The organism is Frateuria soli (assembly GCF_021117385.1).
GTDB lineage: Bacteria > Pseudomonadota > Gammaproteobacteria > Xanthomonadales > Rhodanobacteraceae > Frateuria_A > Frateuria_A soli.
This window is the reverse complement of the sequence record NZ_CP088252.1, coordinates 1,515,274-1,531,323: the sequence shown is the minus strand read 5'-3', so window position 1 is coordinate 1,531,323 and position 16,050 is coordinate 1,515,274. Positions and strand designations below refer to the sequence as shown.

Annotated in this window: 17 protein-coding genes; all 17 read left to right on the top strand. The window is 71.3% G+C overall.

Going from position 1 to position 16,050, the window contains the following annotated elements; all coding sequences use genetic code 11:
* Window positions 1-209: 209 nt before the first annotated feature.
* The 17 genes from nirK to ubiG all read left to right on the top strand — a co-directional run bounded on the left by nirK (window position 210) and on the right by ubiG (window position 16,049).
* Window positions 210-1,745 (top strand): copper-containing nitrite reductase, encoded by a 1,536-nt coding sequence (gene nirK / locus LQ771_RS07050; RefSeq protein ID WP_231351636.1) that lies wholly within the window; start codon window positions 210-212, stop codon window positions 1,743-1,745.
* 215 nt (window positions 1,746-1,960) lie between these two features.
* Window positions 1,961-3,154, top strand: coding sequence for an alginate export family protein (locus LQ771_RS07045; protein ID WP_231351635.1), 1,194 nt, complete (start codon window positions 1,961-1,963; stop codon window positions 3,152-3,154).
* A gap of 103 nt (window positions 3,155-3,257) precedes the next feature.
* Complete coding sequence (locus tag LQ771_RS07040; RefSeq protein WP_231351634.1) at window positions 3,258-3,503, top strand: DUF2249 domain-containing protein; 246 nt, start codon at window positions 3,258-3,260, stop codon at window positions 3,501-3,503.
* Window positions 3,484-4,728, top strand: a complete 1,245-nt coding sequence (locus tag LQ771_RS07035; RefSeq protein WP_231351633.1) for a hypothetical protein — start codon at window positions 3,484-3,486, stop codon at window positions 4,726-4,728. Before LQ771_RS07040 ends, LQ771_RS07035 begins: the two co-directional genes overlap by 20 nt.
* A 9-nt stretch (window positions 4,729-4,737) precedes the next feature.
* Complete coding sequence (locus LQ771_RS07030; protein ID WP_231351632.1) at window positions 4,738-5,136, top strand: putative zinc-binding protein; 399 nt, start codon at window positions 4,738-4,740, stop codon at window positions 5,134-5,136.
* A 108-nt stretch (window positions 5,137-5,244) separates the two neighbouring features.
* On the top strand, window positions 5,245-5,751 hold the full coding sequence (gene ubiT, locus LQ771_RS07025; RefSeq protein ID WP_231351631.1) for a ubiquinone anaerobic biosynthesis accessory factor UbiT: 507 nt from the start codon (window positions 5,245-5,247) through the stop codon (window positions 5,749-5,751).
* Window positions 5,752-5,767: 16 nt separating this feature from the next.
* On the top strand, window positions 5,768-6,793 hold the full coding sequence (nadA, locus tag LQ771_RS07020) for a quinolinate synthase NadA (RefSeq protein ID WP_231351630.1): 1,026 nt from the start codon (window positions 5,768-5,770) through the stop codon (window positions 6,791-6,793).
* Window positions 6,793-8,289, top strand: a complete 1,497-nt coding sequence (locus LQ771_RS07015; protein WP_231351629.1) for an L-aspartate oxidase — start codon at window positions 6,793-6,795, stop codon at window positions 8,287-8,289. The genes nadA and LQ771_RS07015 overlap by 1 nt, the downstream gene beginning before the upstream one ends.
* Window positions 8,290-8,354: 65 nt before the next feature.
* The gene (gene fabA, locus LQ771_RS07010) at window positions 8,355-8,870 is read left to right on the top strand and encodes a 3-hydroxyacyl-[acyl-carrier-protein] dehydratase FabA (RefSeq protein ID WP_231351628.1); all 516 of its coding nucleotides are present in this window, start codon (window positions 8,355-8,357) and stop codon (window positions 8,868-8,870) included.
* Window positions 8,870-10,078 (top strand): beta-ketoacyl-ACP synthase I, encoded by a 1,209-nt coding sequence (fabB, locus tag LQ771_RS07005; RefSeq protein ID WP_231351627.1) that lies wholly within the window; start codon window positions 8,870-8,872, stop codon window positions 10,076-10,078. Before fabA ends, fabB begins: the two co-directional genes overlap by 1 nt.
* Window positions 10,075-10,737: a PAQR family membrane homeostasis protein TrhA gene (trhA, locus tag LQ771_RS07000; RefSeq protein WP_231351626.1), complete on the top strand. Its 663-nt coding sequence runs from the start codon at window positions 10,075-10,077 to the stop codon at window positions 10,735-10,737. The genes fabB and trhA overlap by 4 nt, the downstream gene beginning before the upstream one ends.
* Window positions 10,738-10,896: 159 nt before the next feature.
* Entirely contained in the window at window positions 10,897-11,376 is a 480-nt protein-coding gene (locus LQ771_RS06995; RefSeq protein WP_231351625.1) for a DnrO protein, read from the top strand.
* A gap of 243 nt (window positions 11,377-11,619) precedes the next feature.
* Entirely contained in the window at window positions 11,620-11,940 is a 321-nt protein-coding gene (locus tag LQ771_RS06990) for a hypothetical protein (protein ID WP_231351624.1), read from the top strand.
* Between the two features lie 534 nt (window positions 11,941-12,474).
* The gene (locus tag LQ771_RS06985; RefSeq protein ID WP_231351623.1) at window positions 12,475-13,734 is read left to right on the top strand and encodes a sugar phosphate isomerase/epimerase family protein; all 1,260 of its coding nucleotides are present in this window, start codon (window positions 12,475-12,477) and stop codon (window positions 13,732-13,734) included.
* A complete protein-coding gene (locus tag LQ771_RS06980) occupies window positions 13,731-14,213 on the top strand; it encodes an S-ribosylhomocysteine lyase (RefSeq protein WP_231351622.1) in 483 nt (160 codons plus the stop codon). The genes LQ771_RS06985 and LQ771_RS06980 overlap by 4 nt, the downstream gene beginning before the upstream one ends.
* On the top strand, window positions 14,210-15,358 hold the full coding sequence (locus LQ771_RS06975) for a sedoheptulose 7-phosphate cyclase (RefSeq protein WP_231351621.1): 1,149 nt from the start codon (window positions 14,210-14,212) through the stop codon (window positions 15,356-15,358). The genes LQ771_RS06980 and LQ771_RS06975 overlap by 4 nt, the downstream gene beginning before the upstream one ends.
* A complete protein-coding gene (gene ubiG / locus LQ771_RS06970) occupies window positions 15,336-16,049 on the top strand; it encodes a bifunctional 2-polyprenyl-6-hydroxyphenol methylase/3-demethylubiquinol 3-O-methyltransferase UbiG (protein WP_231351620.1) in 714 nt (237 codons plus the stop codon). Before LQ771_RS06975 ends, ubiG begins: the two co-directional genes overlap by 23 nt.
* Window position 16,050: the final 1 nt, after the last annotated feature.

Genomic DNA, 16,050 nt, shown 5'->3' with positions numbered 1-16,050 from the left:
CTGCTCGCGCCCAGGAGCGCTTCGAAGGATTTTCCCCTGCTGCGAAGTACCGGCAAGACATCCTGCCGAAACAGCCCGCCACCATGCGGCCTGCGCATGGTGTGGCAGGCTGACGCAGCCGCCCGTTTCCTGTGGCGCGCCTGACGCAAGTCAAGCGCGCGTGAGGGCCCAAACCTACGCTGGCCCCGAAACCACAGGAGACACTCCCCATGTCACGAATGCTGTCCACCGTACTCGCGGCCGCCAGCATGCTGGCCCTCGCCGCCTGCTCCGGAAAGCAGGCCGCCGATGCGGCCCTGTCCGCCAGCCCCGCGGCGTACGCAGCCCCCGCACCGCTGCCCGCGCCGACCGACTTCGGTCCGCCGCAGGGCGAGCCGATCCACGCGGTGCTCACCAGCCCGCCGAACGTGCCGCCGCCGATCCACCGCAACTATCCGGCCAAGGTCATCGTGGAGCTGGAGGTGATCGAGAAGGAGATGCCGATCTCCGAAGGCGTCAGCTACACCTACTGGACCTTCGGCGGCACCGTGCCGGGCAGCTTCATCCGCGTGCGCCAGGGCGACACGGTGGAGTTCCACCTGAAGAACGCGCCCGACAGCAAGATGCCGCACAACATCGACCTGCACGGCGTCACCGGCCCGGGCGGCGGCGCGGCGTCGAGCTTCACCGCGCCGGGGCATGAGTCGCAGTTCACCTTCAAGGCGCTGAACCAGGGCATCTACGTCTATCACTGCGCCACCGCGCCGGTGGGCATGCACATCGCCAACGGCATGTACGGCCTGATCCTGGTCGAGCCGCCGGAGGGCCTGCCCAAGGTCGATCACGAGTACTACGTGATGCAGGGCGACTTCTACACCACCGGCAAGTACCGCGAGAAGGGCCACCAGCCGTTCGACATGGACAAGGCCATCGACGAGAACCCGACCTACGTGCTGTTCAACGGCCATGAAGGCGCGCTCACCGGCGACAAGGCGCTGACCGCCAGGACCAACGAGTCGGTGCGCCTGTTCGTCGGCAATGGCGGGCCCAACCTGATCTCCAGCTTCCACGTGATCGGCGAGATCTTCGACCGCGTGCAGCAGGAAGGCGGCACCCATCCGCAGGAGAACGTGCAGACCACGCTGATTCCCGCCGGCGGCGCGGCGATCGTGGAGTTCCACACCGACGTGCCGGGCAGCTACGTGATGGTCGACCACTCGATCTTCCGCGCGTTCAACAAGGGCGCGATGGCGATCCTCAAGGTCGACGGTGCGGAGAACAAGTCGGTCTACTCCGGTAAGGAGGTCGACTCGGTGTACCTGGGCGACCGCGCCGAGCCGAACCTGCATGCGGTGACCACCGCGGCCAAGGCCAACGCCGCCGGCACGCTCAGCAAGGAAGACCAGATCGCCGCCGGCAAGCAGCTGTTCACCGGCACCTGCTCGGTCTGCCACCAGGCCAACGGCGAAGGCCTGCCCGGCGTGTTCCCGCCGCTGGCCAAGTCCGACCTGATTGCCAAGCTGGTGAAGGAAGACAAGGACAAGCTGATCGCCATCCCGCTGCACGGCCTGACCGGCAAGGTCACGGTCAACGGCAAGGACTACGACTCGGTGATGCCGCCGATGACCCAGCTGACCGACGACGAGGTCGCCAACCTGCTCACCTACGTGCTCAACAGCTGGGGCAACCCGGGCGGGCAGGTGAGCAAGGAAGAGGTGGCCAAGGTGCGCGCCCAGCCGGCCCCGGCCCCGACCTCCGAGCACTGAGCCGAACCATCGCGTCACCTGACCCGGCCGGCGGCAGTCATGCCGCCGGCCCGTTTCGAGGTGGGCTGTTCGCCCACCTCCTTTTTTTGGCCAGCATGGAATGGCCGTCTGGACGTCCGCGGCGGGTTGCCGCACCGCCCGGTCCGCTTGACGCCCGTCAACCCGTGCGTTGGTCGTGCTCCCGACACTGTGTGCATTCCCCAAGGAGATGCACCATGCACACCCGCCTTGTCACCGGCTGCCTGCTGGCCTTTGCCAGCACACCCGCCTGGTCCACCGACGCGCCCGCCCCGCTGCAACTGGAATGGGACGCCCGCGCCCGCCACGAGCAGGTCGACAACGACGCCTTCGCCCGCGACGCCCGCGCCGACACCCTGCGCCTGCGCCTGGGCCTGCGCGCCATGTTCGGCGGCGGTTTCGGCGGCTACCTCGAGGGCGCGGGCGTGGCCGCGGCCGGCGGGCATTACGACAGCGGGGCCAACGGCCATGGGCAGTACCCCGTCATCACCGATCCCAGGGGCAGTGAACTGAACCAGGCCTACCTCACCTGGCAGGGCAGCACCTTCGGCGCCATTGCCGGCCGCCAGCGGCTGCTGTTCGACAACCAGCGCTGGATCGGCAACGTCGGCTGGCGCCAGCACGAGCAGACCTTCGACGCCGTCACACTGCAATGGGCACCCACCGCGGACTGGACCGTGCGCTACGCGTGGCTCGGCAAGGTCCACCGCGTGGCCGGCCGCGACGCGCGCAACGTGCTCGCGCGCGAGCGCAAGCTCGACACCCACCTGCTCAACGCCGGCGTCAGGCACGGCCGGCAACAGTGGAGCGGCTACGCCTACCTGCACGAGGACCGCGACCTCGCCACGGCCTCCAGTGCCACCTACGGCGTGCGCTGGAGCGGCAAGCCCGTGGCCGACGGCTTCGGCTGGACGCTGGAGGCGGCGCACCAGGTCGACTACGCCAACAACCCGCAGCGCTTCGCACACGACTACTGGCTGGCGGAACCGGCGTGGACGCTGCACGGCATCACCGGCCGGCTCGGCTGGGAGCACCTGGGCGGCAACGGCCGCCACGCGCTGCAGACCCCGCTCGCCACGCTGCACGCCTTCAACGGCTGGGACGATCAGTTCACCGTGACGCCCGCCGGTGGCCTGGAGGACCGCTACGCCGCGGTCAACGGCGCCTTCGGGCCGCAGGCGCGGTTCGGCTGGACGCTCGCCTGGCACGACTTCCATGCCGACCACGGCAACCGTTACGGCAGCGAGTGGGACGGCTCGCTGGGCTACGCCTTCAGCCCGACCCTCAACGGCCTGCTCAAGCTCGCCAGCTACCAGGCCGACGGCTTCGGTCGCGACGACACGAAGCTGTGGCTGCAGGTGGAATGGAAGGGCGTCCATGCGTTGCGCTGAAGCCGCCCGCGTCAGCCCTCTCCCCGGGAGGGGGAGGGAGCAGGAGCGCTCCCGGTTGACCTGCATCAGCGCACGGCTTGATCCGCACGCGTCCAATCAGGGCATGACCCCGCCTATCGAACTCGACCTGCGCCACCTCCCGGCGCCCGAGCCCATGCTGCGCGCGCTCGACGCGGCCGATGCCCTGGAACCGGGCGAACGGTGCATCGTCGTCGCGCCGATGCTCCCGCGTCCGCTGCTGATGGAACTGGCGCAGCGCGGCTTCGACGCCGACCCGGGCGAGCCACAGCCCGACGGCAGCGTGCGCGTGCAGATCCGCCGCCCGGACGATGCCGAAGCTGCGCCTTGACCAGGCACCGCCGGCCACGTTGCCGCTGCGCTTCCTGCTCGCCATGCCCTGCTGGGGGATGGCCGGGGGTGCCCTGCTGCTGGTCGATGCCGATCGAGCGCTGCTGACGCGCTGGCATCCGGCCACGCTGGCGCTGGTGCACGTGTGGATGCTGGGGGTGCTGGGCAACGCGATGTTCGGCAGCCTGCTCCAGTTCCTGCCGGCTGCCGCCGGCGCGACGCTGCGCGGCTGGCGCGGCGTGCCCTGGCTGCATGGCCTGTTCAATCTCGGCGTGGTGCTGCTGGTGGCCGGGCTGCATGGCCAGGTGCGTGGACTCCTGCTGGCCGCCGGCATCGTGCTGCCGGCAAGCTTCGCGTGGCTGGCGGCGATGACCCTGCCAGGCCTGTGGACGGCCGTCGGCGAACGGCTGCTGCGTGCCGGTATCGCCACCGCGCTCGGTTTCGGCCTGCTCGCGGCAGTGGCGGGCGGTCTGCTGGCGCTGCTGCTCGGCCTGCGCGTGCCGTGGTCGCTGGCCGCGGTCGACGCGCACGCGGCCCTGGGCGTGCTGGGCTGGATGGTGTTGCTGCTGGCCGCCGTGGCGCGCGTGACCATGCCGATGTTCCAGGGCACCGGGCGCGTGCCGGCGACGGTGCAGGGCACGTGGCTGGCCGTGATGGCGGTCGCCCTGCCGCTCGCTTCGGCGTGGCACCTGGCGCATGGGGGCGACCGACTGCTGCCGCGCGTGGTCGCCGTCGGCGGCGCAAGTTTCGCGATCGCCGCGCTGGGGCTGCAGTGGCGCGTGCCGCACGCCCGGCGCAATGCGCTCTACCTGCATTGGCGCATGGGCCTGTGCGCGCTGGCGCTGGCCGCCATGGCGACCTTCGCCGGCAGGTGGCTGCTCGCCGGTGCGCTGGCGCTGGGTGTCGGGCTGCCACTGCTGGTGGGCGGCATGGCGCTGGAGATCGTGCCGTTCGTCGGCTGGATCGCGCTGCGGCGGCGCGTGCCGCGCGGCGTGCAACTGCCCGGCGTGCAACGGCTGCTGCCCGATACGCGCAAGCGGCGAGTGCTGTTCGCCCACGGCGCCGTCGCGCCGTTGCTGCTCGCCGCCGTGCTGTGGCCGCAACCCTGGCTGGCGCGGCTGGCGGCGCTGGCGCAACTGCTCGCCTGGAGCGTCCACGGCCATGCGCTGGCGAGCGCGCTGCGAGCCTGCCGTGCCTTTGTCCGCCGCGTCGGACAACCTGCCTGAGGGCCCCCGATGAGCCGCGACCTGCCGCTGGTGTATTCGTGTTCCGGCTGCTCCAGCGCGGCGCAGATGGCCAACCATCTCGCGCTCGCGCTGGACCGCGCCGGCGCCGCCGAGATGTCCTGCATCGCCGGCGTCGGCGGTGGCGTCACCGGCCTGGTGCGCACCGCGCGGAGTGGCCGGCGCATCCTCGCGCTGGACGGCTGCCTGCTACGCTGCGCCGCCGCTTGCCTGGCCAACGCCGGCGTGGTCGCGGACGCCCATCTGGTGCTTTCCGACTACGGCGTGAAGAAGCGCCAGCATGCCGACTTCGATCCCGGCGAGGCGCAAGTCATCTACGAGCAGCACGCGTTGCCCGCCGCGCACGCGCTGCGCGAACGGCCCGACGCTGGCGGGACGGCGGCAACCTGACCGCATTGCCTGGCCATCGCCGACGCCTGCGCACGGCCGGGCGAGGCGGTTGACCTGGATCAGGGCGAGCCGGATGCCGCGACGTTCATGCTCGAATGCATGAGCCCGATGCCCGACGTCTCCCGCGCCGCACCGATGCTGCGCCTGCTGCCGCCGCCTTACCGCCTTGCGCCGCTCCTGCGCGTGGTGCCCGCGCGCTGGCAGCGCGCGCTGCTGGAACGCGCCATGGCGCGCGTGCCGGCCGTGCCGCCTGGCGACCACGCACTCGACCTCCTGGCCGGCCGCCGGTTCGGTATCGAGGTCGCCGACCTCGACCTGGCCTGGGTGCTGACCTTGCGCGACGGCCGCCTGATCGTCGTCGACGACACCCCCGAGGCCAGCGTGCGCGGCAGCGCGGCCGACCTGTTGCTGCTGGCCGGCCGACTGGAGCACGCCGACACGCTGTTCCACCGGCGCAGGCTGGTGCTCACCGGCGACAGGCAGCTCGGCCTTGCCGCGCGTCGCCTGCTCGACCGCCTGCCATGGGAGTCGGTGCCGCTTGGCTTGCGCATCGCGCTCAACCGCGGCGCGCGGTTGGCACGCGCCGCGCGCGATGCGCGCGGCCACGCCGCCTGACCCGACGAGGATCCTCATGTCCGCACGAACCGAAGCCGCCGCGCCCGCCTGGCGCGACGGCCTGGAACACCAGTACGCCGCGTTGATCGAGCGGCTCGAACCGCTGCTGCCCTGTCTCGAACTGCCGATGCACCTGCCGTGGATCGATGCCATCAACGCGCTCAAGCGCGAGCGCGGCGCGGTGATCATGGCGCACAGCTACCAGTCGCCGGAGATCTTCCACGGCGTGGCCGACATCACCGGCGACTCGCTGGCGCTGGCGCAGGCCGCGGCCGACTGCGGGTCGGACCTGATCGTGCTGTGCGGCGTCCACTTCATGGCCGAGAGCGCGAAGATCCTGGCGCCGCACAAGACCGTGCTGATCCCCGACCTGGAAGCGGGCTGCTCGCTGGCCTCCTCGATCACCGCCGAAGACGTGCGCGCCCTGCGTGCGCGGCACCCGGGCGTACCCGTGGTCAGCTACGTCAACACCTCCGCCGCGGTGAAGGCCGAATCCGATGCCTGCTGCACCTCGGCCAACGCGGTGCAGGTGGTCGAGGCGATGGGCAGCGAGCGGGTGATCTTCCTGCCCGACCGCTACCTGGGCAGCCACGTCGCCACGCAGACGGACGTCCAGTTGATCCTCTGGCATGGCCAGTGCGAGGTGCACGAGAAGTTCACCGCGCAGGAAGCGCGTCACGCGCGCGAGCGCTTCGGCGCCAGGCTGGTGGCGCATCCCGAATGCCCGCCCGAGGTGCTGGCCGAAGCCGATTTCGTGGGCTCGACCAGCGCCATGGGGCGCTGGCTGGAGCGCGAGAAGCCCGAGCGCGTGGCGCTGATCACCGAGTGCTCGATGGCCGACAACCTGCGCACGCGCTTCCCGGCGACGCAGTTCATCAAGCCGTGCAACCTGTGTCCGCACATGCAGCGCATCACGCTGCCCAACATCCACGCCGCGCTGCGCGACATGAAGGACGCGGTCGAGGTGCCTGCCGACATGGCGGCACGCGCCCGCCGCGCGCTGGAACGCATGCTCGCGGTAGGCCGGCGCGAGGCGGTGTGATGCGCGCCGATGCGCCGGTGCTGATCGTCGGTACGGGTGTCGCCGGCCTGGCGACCGCACTCGCCGCCGCGCCGCGGCCGGTGCGCCTGCTGTGCCGCGCGCACGATGGCGTGGGCAGCGCCAGCGCGCTGGCCCAGGGCGGCATCGCCGCGGCCATGGGTGCCGCCGACAGCGCCGGGGCGCATGCGCACGACACGCTGGTCGCCGGCGCCCACCACAACGATGCGGCCGCCGTGCGCTGGCTCACCTCGGCCGCGCCGCAGACCGTCGCCTGGCTTGCCGCGCAGGGGGTCGCATTCGATCGCGACGAGGACGGCGCCCTGCGGCTCGGCCGCGAAGGCGGCCACGGTGTGCCGCGCATCGTGCATGCCGGCGGCGACGCCACGGGCGCGGCACTGGTGCAGGCCTTGCGCGCGCAGGCACAGCGCGCGGCGCACATCCAGTGGCGCGGCGGCGTCGACGTCGAGGCGCTGCTGTGGCGGGACGACCGCGTGGCGGGCGTGCGCACGCGCGACGAACGCGGTCGCGAGGAGATCCACGACGCCGCCCACGTGGTGCTGGCCACCGGCGGCATCGGCAACCTGTTCGCGCGCACCAGCAACCCGCCCGGGGCCGACGGTGCGGGCCTCGCCCTCGGCCTGGTCGCCGGTGCCGCGGCGCGCGACCTGGAGTTCGTGCAGTTCCACCCGACCGCGCTCGACCTGCCGCGCCGGCAGGGCCTGCCGCTGGTCACCGAAGCGCTGCGCGGCGCCGGTGCAAGCCTGCGCGACGCGCGCGGCCGACCGCTGATGGAAGGCGTGCATCCGCTCGGCGATCTCGCGCCGCGGGACGTGGTCGCCCGGCGCGTGTGGGAGGCCTGCCAGCAGGGCGGCGCCTGGCTCGACGCCACCGCCGTCGCCGACTGGCCGCACCACTTTCCCACCGTGCTCGCGGCCTGCCGGGAGCACGGCATCGACCCCCGCACCGTACCGATCCCGGTGACGCCCGCCGTCCACTTCCACATGGGTGGCCTGGCCGTCGACCTCGACGGCGACACCGGCGTGCCGGGCCTGCACGCGGTCGGCGAGGTGGCCTGCAACGGCGTGCACGGCGGCAACCGGCTTGCCAGCAACTCGCTGCTCGAAGGCGTCGCCTGCGGGCGGCGGCTGGGCACGCGCCTGGCGACGCTGCCATGGGCCGCGCGCGGGCAGGGCGCGACGCGCTGGATCGAACGCGGGCCGGGGCTGGATCACCACGCGCTGACGGCCCTGCGCCAGCTCATGTGGACGGCCGCCGGTCCGCAACGCGATGCAGCCACCCTGCGCGAGGCGTTGCGCCAGTGCGGGGCGTGGCATGGCTGGCAGGCGCGACTGGCCGAGACGCTGCTGCTGGCGGCCTTGCGTCGCGCGGGAAGCCTCGGCTCGCATTGGCGGCGCGACGCCCGGGCAGCGCAGCGGCCGGAAGAGCTGCGACCGCAGGCGGCATGCGACCAATCCGCACACCCCATGCCTCCTTGACCCGAATCAAGGCCGCCCCGCGGGCCGCTGACCAGACTGCCCGCACCTCCACTGAAGATCTCCCCATGACACGTGCTTCCTCGTTCGACCGCGAACAGCTGCTTGCCTGCGCCCGCGGCGAACTGTTCGGCGCCGGTAACGCCCGCCTTCCGTCACCGCCGATGCTCATGTTCGACCGCATCACGCACGTCGACGACCACGGCGGCGCGTACGGCAAGGGCGTGCTGCGCGCGGAGCTGGATATCCATCCGGACCTCTGGTTCTTCGGCTGCCACTTCGCCGGCGACCCGGTCATGCCCGGCTGTCTCGGGCTCGACGCGATGTGGCAGCTGTCCGGCTTCTTCCTGCCGTGGCTGGGCGAGCCTGGCCGCGGGCGCGCGCTGGGCGTGGGCCAGGTGAAGTTCACCGGGCAGGTACTGCCGAGCGCGAAGCTGGTGCGCTACGAGATCGACGTCCGTCGCGTGATGCGCGGCCGGCTCAATCTGGTGGTGGCCGACGGCAAGACGTACGTGGACGACCGCCTGATCTACGTGGCCACCGACATGCGGGTGGGCCTGTTCCAGTCGACGGAGACCTTCTGATGCGCAGGGTCGTGGTCACCGGAATGGGTATCGTCTCCTGCCTCGGCAATGTCGCCGATACGGTCGCGCGTGCACTGCGCGACATGAAGAGCGGCATCCGCGCGATGCCGGAGTACGCCACCCGCGGCCTGCGCAGCCAGGTCGCCGGCGTGCCGCACATCGACCTGGAAGCGGCGATCGATCGCAAGCTGCGCCGCTTCATGGGCGATGCGGCCGCCTACGCCTACGTGTCGATGCGTTCGGCCATCGCCGATGCCGGGTTGACGCAGGAGCAGGTCAGCCACCCGCGCACCGGCGTGGTGGCCGGTTCGGGCGGCGGCTCGGCACACTGGCAGATCGAGACGGCGGACCTGCTGCGCGAGAAGGGCGTGCGGCGCGTCGGTCCCTACATGGTGCCGCGCACGATGTGCTCCACCGTTTCGGCGACGCTCGCCACCACCTTCGGCATCCTGGGCCTGAGCTACTCCATCGCCGCCGCCTGCGCCACCTCGGCGCATTGCATCGGCGCGGCTGCCGACCTGATCCGCCACGGTGCGCAGGACGTGGTGTTCGCCGGCGGCGGCGAAGAGGAGCACTGGGGCATGACCGCGCAGTTCGACGCGATGGGCGCGCTCGCCAGTGGCCACAACGACACGCCCACTGCGGCGTCGCGTCCGTACGACGCCGGCCGCGACGGTTTCGTCATCGCCGGCGGGGGCGGCATGCTGGTGCTGGAGGAGTACGAGCACGCCAGGGCGCGCGGTGCGCACATCCACGCCGAGCTGGTCGGCTACGGCGTCACCTCCGACGGCGCCGACATGGTCGCGCCGAGCGGGGAGGGCGCGGTGCGCTGCATGCAGATGGCGCTGGCGAACGTCCGGTGCCCGGTCGATTACCTCAATACGCACGGCACCGCCACGCCGCTGGGCGACATCGTCGAACTCAACGCGGTGCGCGAAGTGTTCGGCGACGCGATGCCGCCGCTGTCCTCGACCAAGGCGTTGACCGGCCATTCGCTCGGCGCCGCCAGCGTGCACGAGGCAATCTACAGCCTGCTGATGATGCGCGGCGGCTTCGTCGCCGGTTCCGCCAACGTCGACACGCTCGACGAGCGCGCCGAAGGCTTCCCGATCCTGCGCGACAGCCGGCCGGCGCGGCTGTCCACGGTGATGTCGAACAGCTTCGGCTTCGGCGGTACGAACGCCAGCCTGGTGTTCGCCCGGGTATGAACCTGCCGCGGCGCATCCGCAAGCTCGCGCGGGCCTCCACCACCGGCGAGGAGATCGCCAACAGCATCAGCCACGGCCTGGGATTGCTGCTGGCGATCGCGGGCCTGCCGCTGCTGGTACAGGAGGCGCTGCAGCATGGCGGCCCGCTGCCGGTGCTCGGTGCGGCGGTGTTCGGCGGCAGCGCGATCCTGCTTTACCTGGCGTCGACCCTGTACCACGCCATCCCGCACGCGCGCGCCAAGTCCCTGCTGCGACGGTTCGACCACGCGGCCATCTACCTGCTGATCGCCGGCACCTACACACCGATCGCGCTGGGCGTGCTGCGCGGCAGCGGCGGCTGGGCGTTGCTCGGCGTGATCTGGACCCTCGCGGTGGCCGGCGTGATCTTCAAGACGCTGGTCGGCGCACGCTTCCATCGCCTGTCCACGGGGCTGTATGTGGCCATGGGCTGGCTCGCGCTGGTCGCGATCCGCCCGCTCTGGCAGCACATGGCTCCCGGCGGCCTGGCCTGGCTGCTCGCCGGCGGCGTGGCCTACACCGTGGGCGTGGTGTTCTACCTGCTGCACGACAAGCTGCGCTACAGCCACTTCGCCTGGCACCTGTTCGTGCTCACCGGTACCGGCTGCCATTTCCTGACGGTGCTGCGATATGCCCATTAGGCCGACGTCGGTACGGGATGACCGGCAGGCGCCCATCTCGCGCACGCTGCCGCGCGCTTCGGTTGCGGAACGCCCGATTGTCGCGGGTCAAGAGCGGGTGCCAGCGGGCCACTACCATCACTTGCAGGCGCGGCCTTTGCCGCCCGACGGAGTATCCGCATGTCCGCGATGAAATTCTCTCTAGTCCCGCTTGCCGTGCTCGCCGCGCTTGCGGTGGCGCCCGGCATCGCAAGCGCGCAGCATGATCACGGCGCGCATGCGCACGTCACCACGCCGGTGCCGGCACCGGCACAGCGCTGGGCGGCCGACGCCAACCTGCGCGATGGCATGGGGCGCATCCACACCGCGCTCGGGGAGTTGCGCCATTACGAGATGGGCCACATGGACGCGACCATGGCGCTCGATCGCGTGGGCCTGATCGAGCAGGCGGCGGCCGACATCTTTGCCAAGTGCAAGCTCGAGCCCGAGCAGGATGCCGCGCTGCACGGCATGCTGGTGCCGCTGCTGGGGGCCGCGCAGAAGCTCAAGGCTGATCCGACGGACATGGCGCAGGTGCAGGCCATGCGCGACGCGGTGGCCGATTATCCGCGCTACTTCAACGATCCGGGTTGGGCGACGGCCACCGGCCACGCGCACTGAGGGCAGGTGCGGACGCTGGCCCCACGCCACTGCGTGGTCGTCTCGCGCCCTGTGCGCGACCTCGCCGCTTGCGCCCGCACATCGCACCCCTGCAAGGGGCTTCGCGATTCCGGTCGCAGCAGGCTCCCGGATCGACGCGAGGCCGGGACGATCGCAGCGCCGCAGGCGGGCCTGACCTGCATCAGCACCGGCCCGCCCCTCCCGCGCAAGCATCGCACCGGCAATCGAAAGGTGAGAAGTGCGATGACCGACTACACCCAGGTCTGGCAATGCATCGGCTGCGGCCGGATCGAGGCACCGCAGCCCTGCATCGGCGTGTGCAAGGACCGCAAGGTGTTCATGGTGGGCAAGGACGAACACGAGCGCGTGCTGGCCGGGCACGCGGCGCTGCAGGCGCAGCTCGATTGCGCCCGCGCCATGCTGGGGCGCTTCGGCCTGGCCAGGCCGCGCGAGGGGCAATGGGAAGCCTCATGGCATGCGCTGCAGGCGCAGGTACGCGAGGCGCTTGCCGTGTTGGCCGGGGCGCCTGCGCATCGTCCGCAAGAGAGCCCGCCGGCAGGCTGACGGTCAGCGAAGGCCGGGCAGTCGTGCCCATCGCACGGGGCGGGGCGGCCCTTGCGCCGGGCGGCTCGCGGGGGCCGCGGGTCCCCGTACCGGGGCGGCGGCGAGGAAGCTCGCATCGAGGGTGGCCTACGCGTCAACGTTTCCCCGCCCTCGATCCGCACTGCGCGCACGACGATCCACCCCGACGGTTGCGCCCACGGCGCATCCGCAGCCTGCGCTCCACGCGGTGGCTTGACCTGGGTCAGCCGCGTGCGCTGTTTTGACCGCAGTGGTGCCTGCGCTTTCCAAGCGGCCGGCGCAAAGGACCAGAGGTTGCCGGCAACGCGCGCAACGACGCCATTTCGCAGGCGTAGCCGGGGCGCTGCCGGGCAGGGCCGTACCGGGATCGGACAGCCGCATGGCCAGCCAGGCGCCTGCGGGATGACTTGCGTCAACCGCTCCGGCCGTCGCCTGGCCCAGCATGCCGGCCCTGGAAGCGGGCGCGGCAGCGACCGCGGTCACCTCACCGATGCCACGTTTTCCGCGGAACCACTCATGGGCGCGATCCAGCTCAGCTACAGCACGTTCGGCCTGACCCGGCTCGGTTTCCTCGACGCCCTCGACGCGGTGGACCGTGCCGGCTACGACGGCGTGGAGATCGCCTTCCACCGGGACCAGTTCAACCCGTTCAACCTGGACGACGAGGACCTCAAGCAGGTGCGCCGCCACCTCGACGGCCTGCGCGTGCAGCCGGCCTGCGTCGCCACCGCCTCGCATTTCTTCACCCCGTCGCGGCCGCACGAACCGTCGCTGATGGCGATCGAGCGCGCGGCGCGCAAGCGCCGCATCGACCTGGTCAAGCGCGGCATCCACGTGGCGCGCCAGCTCGGCGTGCCGCTGGTCACGTTCGGCAGCGGCTTCGTGCGCGACGAGCACGTCGCCCATCCGCGGATCGACCCGGGCGAGCTGCTGGCCGACTCCATCCGCGAATGCCTGCGCGCGATCCGCGACGACGAGGACATCACCCTGCTGATCGAGCCGGAGCCGGGCATGCACGTCGAAACGCTGGCGCAGGGGCTGGCGCTGATGCGCCAGGTCGGCTCGCCGAAGTTCAAGCTGCACGTGGACCTGTGCCACGCCTACTGTTCCGAGTCCAACTACGTCGCCGCGCTGGCCCAGGTCGCGCCGTACGCGCGCTACCTGCACATCTCTGATGCGCGCGCCGGCTACAACCTGAGGATCGTGCAGGACGCCGAGGAGCTTGCCATCGACCTCGACGACGCCAGCGTGCTGGTGCACTTCCCCGACACCGCCGACTACCTGCTGGTCGACCGCCGGCATCCGATCCACTTTCGCGAAGAGGCGCCGAGCCGCGCACGGCAGGCGCACATCGACGCCCTGCTGGCGCGCGCCGGCGTGACCGGCCTGCTGGCCACGGTCGACTACGCCAGCCTCCATGCCGGGTCCTCGCCGCTGGACGACGAGATCTTCACCTGGGCGATCTCGGTGCCGGGCCTGAGCTACGACGTGCTCGAGCGCGCCTGGCCGGTGGTGGCCTACCTGCGCGGCGCGAAGGGCCGGCCGCGGGTGGATCGCATGCTCGCCAACACGCGCACCGGCATCGCGCATTTCCACGAGATCCCGGGCGAGGGCACGCTGGATTTCGCCGCCAGCTTCAAGACGCTGACCGCGCACGGTTTCACCGGCTACGGTTCGGTCGAGCTGTACCACCACGTGGAGTCGTGGGAGCGGGCGCTGGCCCGCAGTTACCGGCACCTGGCGCCGTTCGCGGCCGCGGCGCGGGTCGCCGCATGATCGACGTCGAAGCACTCGGCTGGCCGGCGGCGCTGGCCGGCGAACTGGACCACCGTCGTTTGAAGGCGCCCAGCGTCAAGCTGCGCTCGGCGCGGAGATTGGCTGGCGGCGATGCCATCTACTGTGTCGACCTGCGCGTGCGCCTGCCCAATGCCGGCGCGTGCCTGTCGACCACCGAACTGCATTCGCTGGAGCACTTCCTGCTGGAAGGCCTGCAGCGCGAACTGCCGGAGGACTTCGTCTCGATCGGCGTAATGGGCTGCCAGACCGGCTTCTACCTGGTGTTCGCCAACGAGGGCAGGGCGCCGGTGATCTGCGCGGCGCTCGCGCGCATCCTCGAGGCGATGCTGCATGCCACCGCCGTGCCCTACGCACGCATCGACCAGTGCGGCCACTACCGCAACCACGGCCTGGCGGCAGCGCAGGCGGTGGCGCGCGAGATCCTGGCGCGCCGCGCCGGCTGGCTGGAGGCCGCATGAGCGCGCCCGCCACGCGCTGGCAGGTGCGCGCGCAACGCCCGGTCGCCTACGACGTGCTCAAGACGCCCGCGCTGTTCGCGCCGCACAATGACGCGCTGCTCGCCTTCGGCCGTCGCGAGGGTGCGCGTCGCTTCGTGGTGGTCGACGCCAACGTGATGCGCCACCACGGCGCGGCGATCCGCGACTGGTTCGGGCAGCATGGCGTCGAGGTGCACCTGGTGACGCATCCCGGCGGCGAGGAGTGCAAGACCCTCGAGGCCTGCCAGGACCTCGTGTGCGAACTGGACACCTTTCCCATCCACCGGCGCGACGACCCCATCATCGCGATCGGCGGCGGCGTGCTGACCGACGTGGTGGCCTTCGTCGCGTCCAGTTACCGGCGCGGCGTGCCGCACATCAAGGTGCCCACCACGCTGATGGGCTACATCGACGCGGCGCTGGGCATCAAGGCCGGCGTCAACTTCAACGGCAACAAGAACCGCCTGGGCAGCTTCGAGCCCCCGCAGGCGGTGCTGCTGGACCCGGCCTTCCTGCCATCGCTGCCACGCCGGCACCTGCTCAACGGCGTATGCGAGATCGTCAAGCTGGCGGTCATCCGCGATCGTGCGCTGTTCGCGCAACTGGAGGCCGACGGCGCCGCCAGCATCGCCGCGTGCTTCGCCAACCCGGCCGGAGAGGCGATCCTGGACCGCGCCATCGGCGGCATGCTGGAGGAACTGGCGCCGAACCTCTTCGAGGAGGAGCTCGCGCGCAAGGTCGATTTCGGCCACACCTTCAGTTACGGCCTGGAAACCCGCCACGGTGAGCGTCTGCTGCACGGCGAGGCGGTGCTGCTGGACATCCTGGTATCGGTGCAGATCGCCCGCCAGCGCGGCCTCCTTGCCGGCGACGACGCGGCGCGCGTGTTCGCCCTGGTCGGGCGGCTCGGTCTCGCGCCCGATCTGCGCGTGCTCGACAGCGGCACGATGTGGCACTCGCTGCTCGACCGCATCGAGCACCGCAACGGCCAGCAGCGCGTGCCGATGCCCGCCGGGATCGGCCAGTGCGTCTTCCTCAATGACATCACCCGCCGCGAGCTCGATGCCGCGGTCCCCGCGCTCCACGCCCGCATCAAGGCAGATCATGAACTCGTTCTCGAATGTTGACCGGCAGGAAATCGACAAATTCGACCGCGTCGGCCAGTTGTGGTGGGACCCGGCCGGCAAGATGGGCATGCTGCACGTGATCAACCCGCTGCGTTGCCGGTTCGTCGCCGACCACGCGCGGATCGACAAGGCCAGGGCGCTGGACGTCGGCTGCGGCGGCGGCATCCTGGCCGAGGCGCTGGCGAAGGCCGGCGCGCAGGTGACCGGCATCGACCTGTCGCAGCAGACGCTGAAGATCGCGCGCCAGCACGCGGCCGGCAGCGGCCTGCCGATCGACTACCGCCTGCTGACGGTGGAGGAACTGGCCCAGCGCGAAGCGGGCAGCTACGACATCGTCACCTGCATGGAGATGCTCGAGCACGTGCCCGAACCGGCCGCGGTGGTGGACGCCTGCACGCGGCTGCTCAAGCCCGGCGGCCAGGCGTTCTTCTCCACCATCAACCGCAACCTCAAGGCCTGGCTGTTCGCCATCGTCGGCGGCGAGTATGTGCTGCGCATCCTGCCGCGCGGCACGCACCGCTACTCCAGGCTGGTCCGTCCCGATGAACTTCGCGCCTGGGCGGCGGCAAGCGGCCTGGTCTTCGATGGCGTCGCCAGCCTGATGTACAACCCGCTGGGCAGGCGCTTCCACGTGGCCTACGGCCGCGAGGACGTCAACTACATGGCCTGCTTCACGCGGACCCGGGGCTGAC

What these genes read in the sequence shown, in the direction of transcription:
- trhA (WP_231351626.1), top strand. Translation starts at nt 10,075, where the DNA reads ATGAACCTGCCGCGGCGCATCCGCAAGCTCGCGCGGGCCTCCACCACC.
- ubiG (WP_231351620.1), top strand. Translation starts at nt 15,336, where the DNA reads ATGAACTCGTTCTCGAATGTTGACCGGCAGGAAATCGACAAATTCGAC.
- LQ771_RS06980 (WP_231351622.1), top strand. Translation starts at nt 13,731, where the DNA reads ATGATCGACGTCGAAGCACTCGGCTGGCCGGCGGCGCTGGCCGGCGAA.
- LQ771_RS07045 (WP_231351635.1), top strand. Translation starts at nt 1,961, where the DNA reads ATGCACACCCGCCTTGTCACCGGCTGCCTGCTGGCCTTTGCCAGCACA.
- LQ771_RS07035 (WP_231351633.1), top strand. Translation starts at nt 3,484, where the DNA reads ATGCCGAAGCTGCGCCTTGACCAGGCACCGCCGGCCACGTTGCCGCTG.
- LQ771_RS07030 (WP_231351632.1), top strand. Translation starts at nt 4,738, where the DNA reads ATGAGCCGCGACCTGCCGCTGGTGTATTCGTGTTCCGGCTGCTCCAGC.
- nirK (WP_231351636.1), top strand. Translation starts at nt 210, where the DNA reads ATGTCACGAATGCTGTCCACCGTACTCGCGGCCGCCAGCATGCTGGCC.
- fabB (WP_231351627.1), top strand. Translation starts at nt 8,870, where the DNA reads ATGCGCAGGGTCGTGGTCACCGGAATGGGTATCGTCTCCTGCCTCGGC.
- LQ771_RS06990 (WP_231351624.1), top strand. Translation starts at nt 11,620, where the DNA reads ATGACCGACTACACCCAGGTCTGGCAATGCATCGGCTGCGGCCGGATC.
- ubiT (WP_231351631.1), top strand. Translation starts at nt 5,245, where the DNA reads ATGCCCGACGTCTCCCGCGCCGCACCGATGCTGCGCCTGCTGCCGCCG.
- LQ771_RS07040 (WP_231351634.1), top strand. Translation starts at nt 3,258, where the DNA reads ATGACCCCGCCTATCGAACTCGACCTGCGCCACCTCCCGGCGCCCGAG.
- LQ771_RS07015 (WP_231351629.1), top strand. Translation starts at nt 6,793, where the DNA reads ATGCGCGCCGATGCGCCGGTGCTGATCGTCGGTACGGGTGTCGCCGGC.
- nadA (WP_231351630.1), top strand. Translation starts at nt 5,768, where the DNA reads ATGTCCGCACGAACCGAAGCCGCCGCGCCCGCCTGGCGCGACGGCCTG.
- LQ771_RS06985 (WP_231351623.1), top strand. Translation starts at nt 12,475, where the DNA reads ATGGGCGCGATCCAGCTCAGCTACAGCACGTTCGGCCTGACCCGGCTC.
- LQ771_RS06995 (WP_231351625.1), top strand. Translation starts at nt 10,897, where the DNA reads ATGTCCGCGATGAAATTCTCTCTAGTCCCGCTTGCCGTGCTCGCCGCG.
- LQ771_RS06975 (WP_231351621.1), top strand. Translation starts at nt 14,210, where the DNA reads ATGAGCGCGCCCGCCACGCGCTGGCAGGTGCGCGCGCAACGCCCGGTC.
- fabA (WP_231351628.1), top strand. Translation starts at nt 8,355, where the DNA reads ATGACACGTGCTTCCTCGTTCGACCGCGAACAGCTGCTTGCCTGCGCC.